The organism is Burkholderia sp. JP2-270 (assembly GCF_003233675.1).
GTDB classification, from domain to species: domain Bacteria; phylum Pseudomonadota; class Gammaproteobacteria; order Burkholderiales; family Burkholderiaceae; genus Burkholderia; species Burkholderia pyrrocinia_C.
On the sequence record NZ_CP029828.1, the window covers coordinates 191371 to 205807 of the forward strand.

The 14437-nt window shown below is 61.4% G+C and carries 8 protein-coding genes and 1 pseudogene; 3 read left to right on the forward strand and 6 right to left on the reverse strand.

The features are described from left to right. Nucleotides 1-315: 315 nt before the first annotated feature. Nucleotides 316-1578: an MFS transporter gene (locus DM992_RS40270; protein ID WP_111021804.1), complete on the forward strand. Its 1263-nt coding sequence runs from the start codon at nt 316-318 to the stop codon at nt 1576-1578. Between the two features lie 97 nt (nt 1579-1675). Here DM992_RS40270 and glgP read toward each other — a convergent pair whose 3' ends face one another. Together glgP and glgA are read right to left on the reverse strand one after the other, a co-directional pair. Further along, complete coding sequence (gene glgP / locus DM992_RS40275; protein WP_111021805.1) at nt 1676-4180, reverse strand: alpha-glucan family phosphorylase; 2505 nt, start codon at nt 4178-4180, stop codon at nt 1676-1678. 39 nt (nt 4181-4219) lie between these two features. After that, complete coding sequence (gene glgA / locus DM992_RS40280) at nt 4220-5902, reverse strand: glycogen synthase GlgA (protein WP_239511591.1); 1683 nt, start codon at nt 5900-5902, stop codon at nt 4220-4222. 223 nt (nt 5903-6125) lie between these two features. Between glgA and glgB the strand changes: the two genes are divergently transcribed. Together glgB and malQ are read left to right on the forward strand one after the other, a co-directional pair. Further along, complete coding sequence (gene glgB, locus DM992_RS40285) at nt 6126-8384, forward strand: 1,4-alpha-glucan branching protein GlgB (RefSeq protein WP_111021806.1); 2259 nt, start codon at nt 6126-6128, stop codon at nt 8382-8384. After that, nucleotides 8311-12318 (forward strand): 4-alpha-glucanotransferase, encoded by a 4008-nt coding sequence (gene malQ, locus DM992_RS40290; protein WP_111021807.1) that lies wholly within the window; start codon nt 8311-8313, stop codon nt 12316-12318. Before glgB ends, malQ begins: the two co-directional genes overlap by 74 nt. Nucleotides 12319-12502: 184 nt before the next feature. On the opposite strand, the gene DM992_RS40295 is transcribed toward malQ, so the two are convergent. The 4 genes and pseudogenes from DM992_RS40295 to DM992_RS43330 all read right to left on the reverse strand — a co-directional run bounded on the left by DM992_RS40295 (nt 12503) and on the right by DM992_RS43330 (nt 14378). Then, on the reverse strand, nt 12503-12730 hold the full coding sequence (locus DM992_RS40295) for a hypothetical protein (protein ID WP_111021808.1): 228 nt from the start codon (nt 12728-12730) through the stop codon (nt 12503-12505). Nucleotides 12731-12863: 133 nt separating this feature from the next. Continuing rightward, nucleotides 12864-13502, reverse strand: a complete 639-nt coding sequence (locus tag DM992_RS40300) for a response regulator transcription factor (protein WP_111021989.1) — start codon at nt 13500-13502, stop codon at nt 12864-12866. A gap of 325 nt (nt 13503-13827) precedes the next feature. Beyond that, nucleotides 13828-13923 (reverse strand): annotated as a pseudogene (locus tag DM992_RS43325) (phage virion morphogenesis protein); the annotation flags it as partial. 167 nt (nt 13924-14090) lie between these two features. Then, nucleotides 14091-14378 carry a 1-acyl-sn-glycerol-3-phosphate acyltransferase gene (locus DM992_RS43330; protein WP_239511592.1) on the reverse strand — a complete coding sequence of 96 codons (288 nt, stop codon included), beginning with the start codon at nt 14376-14378 and terminating at the stop codon, nt 14091-14093. Between the last annotated feature and the right edge of the window lie 59 nt (nt 14379-14437).

Genomic DNA, 14437 nt, shown 5'->3' on the forward strand with positions numbered 1-14437 from the left:
TGATGGGCATCTCGCTGCTATATCCCGCCGGTCGGAGATGAGGCAAACTATACGAGGTTTCACGCTACTCGCGACGACGTGCAAATGCTGGCTTGAATCACCGGGCTCTATGATTCCCTACTCGAGGAGTTGAGTACAAAGCGGCCAACCCCAGGGAGTGCTGTCGAGAGGTTCGAGATTCCGGCCACCGCTAGGTTTGGAGGTGAGTTCCGAAACATGAAAGTGCAGCATCCTCTGGCTCATCGATACGGGAATTCCAAGCGGTACTCAGCATTGGATGCCGATGTTCGCCCTCGCGAGTTTTGGGCGTGGGCCATGTATGACTTTGCCAACTCCGGCTATACAACGGTAGTCATCACCGCATTATTCAACGCTTACTTCGTTGTAGAGGTGGCAAAGAATGCATCCTGGGCGACATTTGCGTGGACTTCGACGCTGTCCGCATCTTACGGACTGGTTGTTTTAAGCGCGCCTGTAATCGGCGCGTATGCCGATCTGCGTGGGGCGAAGAAGTCTTTGCTCGCGCTTACGACTGTTGGGTGTGTCGTATTTACTGCGCTTCTCTACTTCGCCCAGCCCGAGACCCTGGAATTCACTGTGTTCTGTGTAGTTCTATCAAATTTCTTTTTCGGTACCGGTGAGAACCTCATCGCCGCTTTCCTCCCCGAGATCTCCAACACCCGGGCGTTGGGCAGAGTTTCAGGATGGGGCTGGAGTCTCGGGTATATCGGAGGCTTGATTACGCTCGGTGTGTGCCTGTTGTATGTCCTATGGGCGAGCGCACATGGTCAGACCGATCAACAGTTCGTACCGGTGACCATGCTGATTACTGCTGCGATCTTCGCAATCGCAAGCCTGCCGACGTTCATCCTATTGCGCGATCGTGCCGCTGAGCGGATACAGAAGCAGGCGACCATTACGGGAATGTTCGAACTCGCCTGGTCCAGGGTTTGGAACACGTTCAGGCATGTACGACAGTTCCAGGATCTGTATAGATTCTTGATATGTAGCCTGTTCTATCAGGCGGGCATTCAGGCGGTCATAACGTTGACAGCCGTCTATGCCAACCGAGCCATGGGTTTCACCATGCAGCAGACTCTTCTGCTTGTATTGGTTGTCAATCTTTCAGCCGCGGGCGGCGCACTTGTGGTCGGCCACATCGAGGATCGAATTGGTCATGTCAAGGCGATCGCGATGACGTTGGTTTTCTGGATAGCCGCGCTACTGCTCGCGTGGACTGCACGCGGTCCACTGCTATTTTGGATTGCCGCCAACGGAGTCGGGGTTTGCTTGGGTGCATCCCAATCTGCCGGTCGTGCTTTAGTCGGGGTTTTGGCGCCATTGTCCCAAGTGGCCGAATGCTTCGGCTTATGGGGCCTATCGGTAAAGCTGGCCTCGATCATCGGTCCGATCACTTACGGAATGGTGAGCTGGCTGGCTGCTGGCGACCATCGTCTCTCTCTCCTGATCACAATCGCTTATTTCGTCATCGGCCTTGCGTTGCTGTGCGGTGTGAACCCCAAACGCGGACGGCGGGCCGCGTTGCGTGCCGACCGTCCCGTACGCGGAGCGGGTTAAGCACGGGTGTGACACGTGGACTTGAACGACGGGCGACCGGTACCGAAATCCGTCCGTGACTGGCACGAATGGCATTGCTGCCGCAGGTCACAGCGCGCTATCGATACCACGCAATCGCAGCGATCTCCGACGGCGCGAACACGCCCTCGCGACTCGCGCGCACTCGCGGCGTGTAGTGTTCGGCCGGTCTCGACGTCTTGACCGACGCCCGAAAGATATATCCGTGCATTGACCCCGCGATCGGCTCTCCCCGGACCATTGACCAGCATTCCGAAGCACCGTGATCGACATTGTCCGCAAATAGTTCGACTCGCAACCATTCTGAAGGAACCTCGCCAAAATATACCGGCAGGCAGAAGCGCCATTCGTCACCTTCCCGGCAACTGCTCAACGATCCGAAATGCAGCTCGTGCCATCGCGACTCCAGATTCGCTTCCCACGCGGCAAGCTCGCGCGCCACCTCACCGCGATTACGCGACCGGTTCCGGAACACGGAAGCAGCAGGGAGATAGTAGCTTTCCAGATATTCACGCAGCATCCGGTTGCTGCTGAATCGAGGTGCCAATTCCGCCATGCTCGCCCGCATGCGCTTCACCCATTCGCGCGGAATACCCAGTTCGTCGCGCCCGTAAAATGCCGGCACGATCTCGCGCTCCAGAAGTTCATACAGATGCGACGCGTCCTCGTCATCGGTTCCGTCGGAACTCGAATCGATCGCCCAGCCGAGATCGGGCCGATAAGCTTCCGCCCACCACCCGTCTAGCGACGAGACGTTCAGTCCGCCGTTGACGAGCACTTTCATGCCGCTCGTGCCGCAAGCCTCCCAAGGCCGACGCGGGGTATTCACCCAGACATCCACTCCCTGGACGAGTTGCTGGGCAATCGCGATATCGTAGTCCTCAAGAAATACGACCCGATTCCGCAATTGTGGAATATGACTGAAGTTGAACCATGCATGGATCAGCGTCTTCCCTTCGCTATCGTCGGGATGCGCCTTGCCCGCGACAATCAACTGGACAGGATGCGGCTCATTCGTCAGCAGCCGCTCCAGGCGCGCTGGATCGGTCAGCAGCAGGTTCGGCCTCTTGTAGCCGGCAAACCGGCGCGCGATCCCAATCGTCAGAATGTTCGGATCCAGAACCCGCGATGCATCCGCGACCTTTTCCTGAGGCTCCCCGCGTTGTCCGAGTTGCCATGCAAGACGCTCACGCGCGAAACGCACGAGATCCCGCCGCTGTTCGCCCGCCAGCGCCCATAGCGCTTCATCGCTCGTGGCCAGAATCGCGTTTGCATGGTCATACGTGGCGCCCAGCCAGCGTGCCTTGCCGCATGCGTCCGTCCATAAGGCATCGGACCACGCCGAATCCCAGGTGGGAACATGGACCGCATTTGTCACGTACGAAATCGGCGTTTCCACCGTTGGCCAGCGCGGATACAGTGTTGCAAACATGGCGCGGGTGACGTCCGCATGCAAGCGACTCACGGCGTTGGTTTGCGCAGCTCCCCGCATAGCCAGGCACGCGAGGTTGAACGGCTCCGCAGGGTCCGAGCGGTCGATTCGGCCCAGCGCCAGCAGCGCCTGCGGTGCGATATCGAAGTCGTGCGCGTACTGGCCGAGATAGGCAAGGGCCAGCGCAGGCGGGAATCGGTCGAAGCCGGCTGCAACCGGCGTATGTGTAGTAAAAACGTTGCCGGCGCGAGTCGCCCACCACGCGTCGCGGAATGTACAGCCGGCCTGCATCATGAAGCGCCGTGCCCGTTCCAGCACGACAAGCGCCGCATGCCCTTCGTTGAGGTGACACACGTCCGGGTGCAAGTTCAGCGCATCGAGCGTTGCATAGCCCCCGACGCCGAGGCACATTTCCTGGAGCAGCCTCATTTCCACGCCGCCCGCATAAAGCTTTGATGTGATCGCCCGGTCGGCTACACGATTGAGCAGGTCGTTGCTGTCGAGCAAATAGAGCTTGGTGCGCCCGACAATCGCCTGCCACACCCGAAGGAACAGCGAACGCCCCGGCAATTCGAGCCGAACCTTCAGCCACGCGCCGTCAGCCTCGACGACCGGCTGTATCGGCAGACTCGTCGGATCGTTATACGGATACGCTTCGCGCTGCCACCCATCTGCGTCGATACCCTGGCGAAAGTACCCTTCACGGAACAGCAAACCGATACCGATCAGCGGTATCCCTAGATCGCTCGCCGTCTTCAGAAAATCACCCGCCAGCACACCAAGCCCCCCCGCATACAGCGGAAACGCTTCACTGAGGCCGAACTCCATACTGAAATATGCGATGACCGGCCTGATACCGTCCGGCGCTTCCCGCGTGTGCCACCATCCCTCGTCCCGCATATAACTTCGCAGATCCGAAAGGGTCGAGACGAGCGTCGTGTTGAATCGCTCGTCGACGCATAGTTCATCCAGTCGACGTTGCGACACGTTTTGCAGAATGATCCACGGGTTACCGGTACGCTCCCATAGCTCGAGATCGATCGCTTTCCACAGTTCATCAAGCGCATGGTTCCAGGTCCAGCGCAGGTTGAGCGCGAGTTCGGTCAGCGCTTCAAGCGATTGAGGCAACGGCCGGGCCGGAAAAGCGAACATGATTTCATCGTCATCGACGGCGGCAACAATCCCGCCCGGTCAACCCCGCTGCCAGCCATCTGCCATGAGCGGCATCGCACCCTTACGCTCCTCGCGTACCGTCGCCATACGTGGTTGCCGTGGTGCCGTGGCCTGGGTCGTTGAGACGTCGGTCCACGCTCGCGCCGGCAACTCGACCGCCGCGACGGGGTAGGCCTGATTGGCTGCGGCTAGCTTGCCGTACAGATTCAGATAGGTCATCGCAGACCGCGACCACCCCGAATCGCGCGACATCACGAATCGGCAAAGCGTCGACCATGCAGCCGGATCCGCTGCATACAGGTCCAAGCAGCGATGAAGCGCACCGAGCATCGCATCACAGGTTGGGTGATCGAACGTAAAGCCCGTCGCGCCTTCTTCGCGGAAGGCACCATCATGATCAACGACGCTATCCGCCAAGCCGCCTATACGCGTCACGATCGGAATCGTGCCGTAACGCATCGCGTAAAGCTGGGTAAGGCCGCACGGTTCGAATCTGGCCCCCTGTAGCAGAATGTCGGCACCGGCCTGCAGACGATGCGCCCGCCCCTCGTCGTAGCCAATGTGGACGGCCAGCCTCCCGTCGTCCCGTCCCGCCGCGAGCGCGAGGAATCCTGCCTCGAGTTCGCGATCTCCGCGCCCGTGAATCGCGACCTGCAGTCGCGGATGCTGGTTGAGCATCTGCGGCAGCGCATGCAGGAGCACGTCCGACATTTTCTGGTGAGTCAAGCGGCAAACGCTCGCGACGAGCGGCGCCTGCGGGTCGAACCGGAGGCCCATCTCGTGCTGCAGCGCGGATTTGCACGCGGCCTTGCCGCTTGTGTCATCAATCGAGTAAACATACGGCAGCAGTGGATCCGCCGCCGGGTTCCAGAGCTCGGTGTCGATTCCGTTCATGATGCCGCTCAGATCGTCGGCACGTGCCGTAAACAGCGCTTCCAGGCCACATCCGTACTCCGGCTCCTGGATCTCGCGCGCATAGCCGGGACTCACCGTCGTGAGCTTGTCGGCGAAGCGCACACCAGCTTTCAGGAAAGAAAGCTGTCCGTAAAATTCGATTCCGTCGACACCGATAACGTCGGCCGGCAGGCCAAGCGAATCCGCCTCCGACAACGGGAAATTTCCCTGGAACGCGGCGTTGTGTATCGTGAATACGCTCGGGGGCGCCGATGGCCCGGACCGGCGCAGGAGGAGCGGCACGAGTCCGGCGTGCCAGTCATGGGCATGCACGACGTCCGGCCGCCATCCGTCACCGCCCCGGCCAAGCGCCACCTTTGCCGCGGCGTGACACAACACCGCGAAGCGCCGCGCATTGTCTGCCCAGTCGTGGCCCTCTGCATCGACATACAGGGCACCCGGACGACAGTACAGCACCGGGCAATCGACGAGCAGTACCGGCAGCGCTGTCCCGGGCAGCGTACCAGCGATCAGACGAACGTCCGTACCCGGCAACAGGTCCCTCAGTTCGGTGACGACACGTGGATCGCACAGTTGCCCCAACGCGTCGGCGTAGCCCGGAACCAACAATCTCACATCGCAACCGAGTCGGGCGAGCGCCTTCGGTAACGCGGCGCAGACGTCCGCCAATCCACCCGTTTTCGCCAGCGGGAATGCTTCCGCCGAGACAAAAAGAATGCGTTGCGCGCGGCCCATCGCCGGCAACAGTGGCTGCCGGCCAAACGTGTCTCCTTCGAAGATTTTCATTCCGGACTCCTGTCACGCCATGAGCTGCCCGCCTGCTGCTACTTTCGCGCGCTCGTACCGGCAAATCGTTGACTCGTGTCAAACAGGCGGTAGCCTCCCGGTTCGACGATGTGACGACGCCGGTGCCGAACAAGGCACGGTGCATTTGGCTGCCCGCGCGGAATAGACTGAACCCGTCCTGAGGCATTGCGGCGCCGACGCGCGACGCCATCGGAACCCCGTCATGAAACGCGATGCTGCGATGCATATCGACGATCGCCACAATAGGCCCTCTGCTTCGCGCCGCACGCTCATCACGCCAGGCGACGCGTCGCTGCTGCTGGCCGGTGAGCACGCCGACCCCTTCGCGATCCTCGGCATGCATCCGGACGCGGTTGGAGACACCGTCACGGTGCGCTGCTTCCTGCCTCGTGCGAGGCGAGTCGATCTGGTTGATCGCGACACCGGAAACGTGCTGGGAGCACTGGACAGAATCGATGACGGTGGCCTGTATGCCGGCAAGTTCGCTGCCCCCGGTGGCCCGTTTCGGTACCGGTTCCGCGTACACGAGGAAGGCGGCCAATACGAACTCGACGACCCGTATGCCGCGCCGCGGGTACTGGGCGACCTCGATTGCCATCTGCTCGCGCAAGGGCGGCATTGGAATGCTTATCGGCATCTCGGTGCGCACGCCTGCCGTCATGGCGGTCTCGACGGCACGACCTTTGCCGTCTGGGCGCCCAATGCACAACGGGTCAGCGTGGTCGGCCCGTTCAACGACTGGGACGGGCGCGTGAACGTCATGCGGCGCCGTGCCGAGTGCGGCGTATGGGAGTGCTTCATGCCGGGTGTCGGCCCCGGAACGCTCTACAAGTACGAGGTGCGAACCCGCGACGGCATCGTGATGCTCAAAGCCGACCCGTTCGCTCAGTTTGCAGAAGTGCCACCAGAGACCGCATCATGCGTGTGCGAGCCGTCGGCGTTTTGCTGGACCGACGCGGTATGGATGGAAAGCCGTCACATGCGCCAGCGACCGGATGCGCCGATCTCCGTCTATGAGGTTCACACCGGCTCCTGGCGCCGGCACCCTGACGGCCGGGCGTATTCCTACGACGATCTCGCCGACGCGCTGATCCCGTATGTGCTCGATCTGGGCTTCACGCACATCGAGCTGATGCCGCTCGGAGAGCACCCCTTCGCTGGCTCCTGGGGTTACCAGATCGTGTCGCCGTTCGCGCCGTCGCGCCGCTGGGGCACAGCCGATGCCCTGCGCGGCTTCATCGACCGATGCCACCGGGCCGGTATCGGTGTCCTGCTGGACTGGGTGCCGGGTCATTTTCCCCGCGATGCGCACGGTCTCGCCCGATTCGACGGCACCTGCCTCTACGAACACGAGGATCCCCGCATGGGTGTGCACCACCGGTGGGGCACACTGGTATTCAACGTCGGCCGAGCCGAGGTGGCCAACTACCTGATTGCCAATGCGCTCTACTGGCTACGCGAATTTCATATCGACGGACTGCGGGTCGACGCGGTCGCGTCGATGCTGTATCTCGACTACGATCGCGCAGCCCATGAATGGATCCCCAATTCCTCTGGCGGCAGGGAGAACCTCGACGCCGTCGCGTTTCTTCGCTGCTTCAACGACACCGTCCGTCTTGAGGCGCCGCACGGCGCGATCACCATCGCAGAGGACTCGACCGCATGGCCGATGGTGAGCCGGCCGGTCGACTCCGGCGGGATCGGCTTCGACTACAAGTGGAACATGGGATGGATGAACGACACGCTCGCCTACATGCGACGCGACCCGGTCCATCGACGCTTTCATCACGATCAATTGACCTTCGGCATCCTTTATGCGTGGACGGAGAACTTCGTCCTGGCGCTCTCACACGACGAGGTCGTGCACGGTAAGGGATCACTGCTGTCCAAGATGCCCGGCGATCGCTGGCAGCGCTTTGCGAACCTTCGCCTTTACCTCTCGTTTCAGTTCCTGCACCCAGGCAAGAAGCTGCTCTTCATGGGCAGCGAATTCGGGCAACCGCGAGAATGGGATCACGACAGCGAACTCGACTGGGCGTGCGTGGACGATCCCGGGCATGCGGGAGTGCTTCGCCTGGTCCGCGATCTCGGCCACCTTTATCGTACTGTTCCGTGCCTGCATCGGCGCGATTGCAGCAGCGACGGTTTCCGCTGGATCGACTGCGCCGACCGGCTGCAGGGCGTGCTGGCATGGCGCCGCATCGGCGACACGCCGCACAATTTCGTCGTGGCCGTCTGCAACCTGACGCCCGTGTGTCGCACCCACTATCGGGTAGGAATACCATATGCCGGCACCTATCGCGAGATCCTGAACAGCGATGCCGCAGAATACGGCGGCAGCGGCGCAGGAAATCTCGGACAGTCGGCCAGCAAGCCGGAGCCCTGGCATGGCGAGCAGCAATGCCTCGAACTCACCTTGCCGCCGCTGGGCATGCTGGTGTTTGCGGCGCCGTCCCGTTGAAGACTGCACGACGATGCCGCGCCCAGTCATCGATACCGGCACACCCGACCGCCTTGGCGCACACTGGGACGGGCACGGCGTCAACTTTGCCGTGTACTCGAAGCACGCATCGCGCCTCGATGTATGCCTGTTCGACCCGGCCGGGTCGAACGAACTGGCACGCCTCCCGCTGCCGTCCAGAACCGGCGACGTGTGGCACGGCTATGTGCCGAACGCAATGCCAGGACTGGTGTATGGGTATCGTGCGCACGGCGACTATGCCCCGGCCGACGGACGCCGCTTCAACCCACACAAGCTCTTGGTGGATCCGTATGCGCGCGAACTAGCAGGCGAGATGCGCTGGAACGATGCCGTCTATGGTTATGCACGCGGTACCGATCCAGTGTGCGGCACAACGCCCAACACACATGACAGCGCCCCATACGTACCCAAATCGCGCGTCACGCGCCCGCTGCAGCAAGTCGACGCACGGCCACCACGTCCAGCCACGCCGTGGTGCGATACGGTGATCTATGAACTGCATGTACGCGGCTTTAGCATGCTTCATCCGGATGTTCCCGCCGTGCTGCGCGGAAAGCTGGCCGCCCTGGCAACACCGCCTCTGATCGACTATCTGCACGCGCTTGGCATCACGGCCGTCGAACTCATGCCCACGACCGCCTTCATCGACGAACCCGACCTCGCCGAGCGCGGACTGCGCAATTATTGGGGATATAACCCGATCTCGCTATTCGCAATACATCGCGACTACCTTCTGCACGGCGACGTGGGCGAGTTCGTCAGGACGATCGATGCACTTCATGCCGCCGGCATCGAGGTGATCCTGGACATCGTGCTCGGACATACAGCGGAACTCGGTACGAGCGGGCCGACACTCGGTTTTCGCGGGCTCGACAACGCCACGTACTATCGGACAATGCCCGGGCAGCCCGCGCGCTATGCCGACTACACCGGATGCGGAAACACGCTCGACCTTTCCGTGCCTGCCGTGGTCGAGCTCGTGCATGCGGCGCTTCGCTACTGGGCGTGCGATATCGGTGTCGACGGATTCAGGTTCGATCTCGGCGCAACCATGATGCGCGACAAGGACGGCCAATTCCGTACGGACGCTCCGCTCGCGCGCAGAATCGCCGCCGATGCGGACTTGTCGGCGCTCAAGCTGATCGTCGAACCGTGGGATCTCGGCACACCAGGCAACTTCGCCGGTGCGTTTCCCGCGCCGTTCGTCGAATGGAACGACCGGTATCACGAAGACATCGCGCGCTTCTGGCGCGCGGAGCCCGGCGCCCGGCGCGAGTGCGCCACGCGATTCGCCGGCTCGAGCGACCTGTTCGCGACATCCGGGCGCCCGCCACAGGCCGGCATCAACTACGTCGCGTCACACGACGGACTGACGCTGGCCGACCAGACCGCCGGCGCCGGGCACAGTGGCGCGCGAGCACCGCTCTCCCCCCCAGCGCATGTCGTCGGCACCGCGGATCGGCGCCGGCAACGCGCATCGCGCCTTGCGACGCTCCTCCTGTCGCATGGCACACCAATGCTGCTTGCCGGTGATGAGCTGTCGCGCAGCCAGCAAGGCGTCGACAATGCCTACTGCTACGACTCCCGGTTGAGCTGGATCGACTGGTCGGCGCTCGACGATCCCGCCCGCAACCTCGTCCCGATCGTACGCGCCGCAACGCGTTTGCGGCGCGCGGGTACGCTGCTTCGACAGACACGATTCTTCGACGGACGCCCGATTGCCGGCGCGGATACGCACCGCGACATCACATGGCTGTCCCCGGACGGACACACGATGACCGGTCCGGATTGGGACGCGACGCACGAGCCGGCTCTCGCGATCCTGCTCGTGGATCCCGCACGCACGACACCGGGCGGTCCCGAGCGGCTCTATCTGGCGATGAATGCTGGACCTGCCGCGCGAACGTTCAAGATTCCGGATTGTCCTGCGCATCGCGATGGTGCGTGGCTGGTGTGGCTGGACAGCTCGGCAGCCTCGCAACCGGCCGCCGTCCTGCATGCCGGTCACACCGCGATCGACCTTGAAGGCGGCGGAATGCTTGCACTCATACCAGCCGACACGCATTCGCTTGGCGTATCGACCGCACTCGCCGAGCGTGTGCACCACGCGGGCATCCTGACCGAATACACAGATCTTGCCGGCGCCCGCATCCAGGCGCCCGCCGCATCACTCGCGCGGCTAGCGAGCGCGCTGGAAATGCCTGGCAACGCGAGCGCCGATACCGGAGCGCCGGCGGCTCCGACGGTTCCGACATGCTGGCTGCCAGAGGCGCTACGGGGCAGCGGGCGGCGATGGGTATTGTCTGTCCAGACCTACGCTCTGCGATCCAGGGAGACATGGGGCATCGGCGACTACGACGCGCTCGCGCAAATCGCGCAGGCCGCTGCACATGTCGGTGCCGCGGGCATATTGTCGAGCCCGGTGCATGCGCCGCGACTCACGTGTCCCGATCAGGCATCGCCGTATTCGCCAGATGACAGGCTCATGCTCAATCCGCTGCTGATTTCGGTGCCTCGAGCCGCCGGCAAAACGCCGCCACCCGGCTACCTGCGTTTTCTCGATCGCGACAATGTTCGCACCGAACTGATGCGACTGGAGCGCGCCGACACAATCGACTTGGCCGCAGCGGCATCGCTGAAGTTGCGCGCACTTTCGTATCTGCATGAAGCATTCCGTGAACGGGAGTCGGGCCCGGCACGCTCGCCCGAAGGTGACGCATATCGCAGGTTCTGCGATGCCTCCGGTGCAGCATTGCAGGAGTATGCCGTTTTTCAGGTTCTTTCGGAGACGTTCTCCCGCGAAGCCGGAAGCCATATTCCGTGGACTGCATGGCCACCTCAATACCATCGTCCGGACAGTCCCGCTGTCCGGCAATTCGCGCTGAAGCACGCGGCACGCGTCGATTTCTTCATGTATCTGCAGTGGATCGCGCGGGGTCAATGGCATGACGCGGCGCAACGCGCCAGAACGGCAGGTATGCAGATCGGTCTGGCAGCCGATCTCGCTGTCGGCGCCGACCTCGACAGCACGGAGGGATGGCGTTGGTCCGACCTTCTCGTTCACGGCGTAGAGCTTGGCGCGCCGCCGGACGCGTTTTCGCCCAGCGGCCAATGCTGGGGCATCGCGCCATGGCATCCGGGCAAGCTGGCAGCTGTCGGCTATGCACCGTTCAACATGTTGCTGTCTGCCGCGATGCACGATGCGGGCGCCGTCCGGATCGACCATGCGGTCGGTCTGATGCGGCAGTACTGGATTCCATACGGACGTTCGGCACGCGACGGAGCGTACGTCCGATTCCCTTTCGACTCATTGATGCGCTGCGTCGCGAATGCCAGCAGATCGCATCGGTGCATGGTGATATGCGAAGACCTTGGACTCGTACCGCCAACATTGCGAGAACGGCTTGAGCAGGCTTGCACATTCGGCTTTCGCGTCGCGTGGTTCGAACGCGAACCGGACGGTAGCTTCAAGGACGGGTCGGACTACCAGCCCCTGACTGTGGCAATGACGTCGACCCACGATCTTCCGACTACTGCTGGCTTCTTTTTGGCGACCGATATTGCGCGTCGCGACGCGTTGCACCTCTACGCATCGCCCGAGCAGCGTGAACGCGCGAAGGCGGAACGCTGCGACACGCTCGCGGCGCTGCGTGCTCGGCTGGCACGGTATGGCCCAACCGACGACCCTGCCGCGTTCACGGACGCGTTGCATCGCTTCCTCACGGACAGCGCAAGCCGCCTTGTCGTAGCGCAACTCGACGACATCCTCGGCGTAACCGAGCAGGCCAACCTGCCCGAATGGGGCGACAAGCCTCCAAACTGGCGACGGCGCCTGACAATCTGCGTCGAGACGCTCGCGTCGAATCGCCGCTTTGCCGATGCACGCAAGATTTTCCGGAACCGAGCACCGTAGCAGCAAAGCTGTATCTGCCGCCTGCACGACGTGGTAACGCGCGCTGCGGCGACGCACGAATCGATGCGATGGACTAGTACAACATCCCGCAAATAAATTGAATAAATAAGCGCCTCGGATATCATGGCGGGATGAGTCGAGGCCGCCATGCAACGCCAGTGAAACTGGCGAATAAAGCGACCTGCTAACGCCGAAGCTTTTCGACCCGGGCCAGCAACTCGCTTGCTTTGGTTCTGAGCTCTCGATGGTTGTGGCGCTCGGCCAAGTCGCGGATAGTCTGAAGTCTCGTGCACCAGTACTTCGGTTCGCTGATTACTGTTCCTGGCGGAAACTGTTCTCGCGTTTCTTCGAGAATTTGAATTGCATTTTGCACATGCACTAATTCTCTCTCGATCGTGTGGTACCAGTTCATGTTTTCCCCGAGTGAGTTTTTTGATGCTGGTACAGCGACGCCTGGACGACAGATTTGGCTCAAAAGGTCGGTTTCACATAAAGTCATTGGAAATTCCGCGTCCGACGGCAATTCAGATCGGATGCCGGCATAGTTAGTCTGGCTCGATTATTTGATGCTCGACCGCGTAGCGGATCAACGCTGCATCAGTGTGCAGTTCAAGCTTTTCGAGCAGGCGTGCTTTGTGTGTGCTGACTGTCTTGGGATTGACGCCAAGATCCCTGGCAATTTCAGAAATACCATCGCCGTATGCGAGCCGTTTGAGCACATCGTTTTCTCGAGCACTCAGGCGAGAATGCCGCGGTGCATCGGGAGGAATATCAATCATCCGCACAATGCGTTCCGCGACCTGAGCGCTCATGTACTTATGCCCGGCTAGCACGGAGTGCATCGCATGCACCAGCTCGGTTGCAGTGCAATCTTTGGTGACGAAACCAAAGGCGCCGGCACTGAACACTGACTTCGCGCGAGTCGGTTCGGCCTTACAGCATAGCGCGACGATTCGCATCTTTGGGGCGCAGTCCACAAGTTGACTGATCAATTCGACCGACCTGGCGCCAATACTCGTGAGGTCGACAATCGCGACGTCGAATGTTTCATCTCTCACTGTTTCAATCAGCGCGTCACCATCAGATAACTCGCGAGCAACCTGATACTCGCCAGTGCTTTGAAGTATGTACCGAATTCCGTCACGCGTGATCGTATGGCGCTCCGCGAGAAGTACTTTCTTCATATTCAAGCCTCGTAGGGTTTTCACGTACGCTGGCCGCAAACGAACACGTCGATTTGCACGCGCACGCTCGCCCTCGTGCCGTAGTTGCACGCGGCATTTCTGGTCCCCGAGTCCAAGAATCGAAGCTGACAGGCGAGGTTCACTCGCCGCGTTGTTAGGCGGCTTCAACCACTGGCGCTGTGGGAATATGAAACCGCATATGAAGCACGTCCCCTCGCAGAAGACGTGCCCAACTTGGGTTATAGGCGATCAAGTTAACAAATCCCAAACAGAAAACGTCGCTGGCACGACTCCGACTCGAGCGCATACGTTTGCTTCGGCATAACTACCGAGACAGGTGGTCAATGGCGATATCCGCGATCCGATCGATGTCCGCATCGGCCAAGCCGAGCAGCTCGCGCACCGGATACCGGACGACCGGGCAGGTCGGCCGCGCGAACTTGGGCAAAGGCTGCACAGCAACGAGGTCGGCGGACGGTTTATCAGAAAAGCGGAACTTTGTTCAGCGAACCGGCACCGCCGGCGCCAAGGGCAATCAGCAATATATTGATTAGAAAGCACTTTATATTAGGAGCGAACCGCAAGGCTTCATATCTGTCTCCATCCGTTGTTCGATATTCCGGGGAGGATCTGCACACCGGCGAAACACGCTTCATCGTCGATCATGCGCCGATAGTCGACACGTTCGACGAAGCGAACGCCGATCGCGCGAAGAAAGCGGCCGCGCAGCGGCGCGCGGGCCTGCTCACGCTTTGCGACGATGCCGACCGATTCGGAAATCGCCGCCAGCAGCACTAGCCCGTCCAGATAACTCGCATGATTGGCAACGAAGATGGCTGGCTCGGCAATGTTGATGAGATTAGCGCCACGTACCATCACTCGAATCCGTGCAAGCCGCAATGCCAGCCGTGCTGCTCGCAATGCAGTTCGCCAAT

What these genes read in the sequence shown, in the direction of transcription:
- DM992_RS40270 (WP_111021804.1), top strand. Translation starts at nt 316, where the DNA reads ATGTATGACTTTGCCAACTCCGGCTATACAACGGTAGTCATCACCGCA.
- glgP (WP_111021805.1), bottom strand. Translation starts at nt 4,180, where the DNA reads ATGTTCGCTTTTCCGGCCCGGCCGTTGCCTCAATCGCTTGAAGCGCTG.
- glgA (WP_239511591.1), bottom strand. Translation starts at nt 5,902, where the DNA reads ATGAAAATCTTCGAAGGAGACACGTTTGGCCGGCAGCCACTGTTGCCG.
- glgB (WP_111021806.1), top strand. Translation starts at nt 6,126, where the DNA reads ATGAAACGCGATGCTGCGATGCATATCGACGATCGCCACAATAGGCCC.
- malQ (WP_111021807.1), top strand. Translation starts at nt 8,311, where the DNA reads ATGGCGAGCAGCAATGCCTCGAACTCACCTTGCCGCCGCTGGGCATGC.
- DM992_RS40295 (WP_111021808.1), bottom strand. Translation starts at nt 12,730, where the DNA reads ATGAACTGGTACCACACGATCGAGAGAGAATTAGTGCATGTGCAAAAT.
- DM992_RS40300 (WP_111021989.1), bottom strand. Translation starts at nt 13,502, where the DNA reads ATGAAGAAAGTACTTCTCGCGGAGCGCCATACGATCACGCGTGACGGA.
- DM992_RS43330 (WP_239511592.1), bottom strand. Translation starts at nt 14,378, where the DNA reads ATGGTACGTGGCGCTAATCTCATCAACATTGCCGAGCCAGCCATCTTC.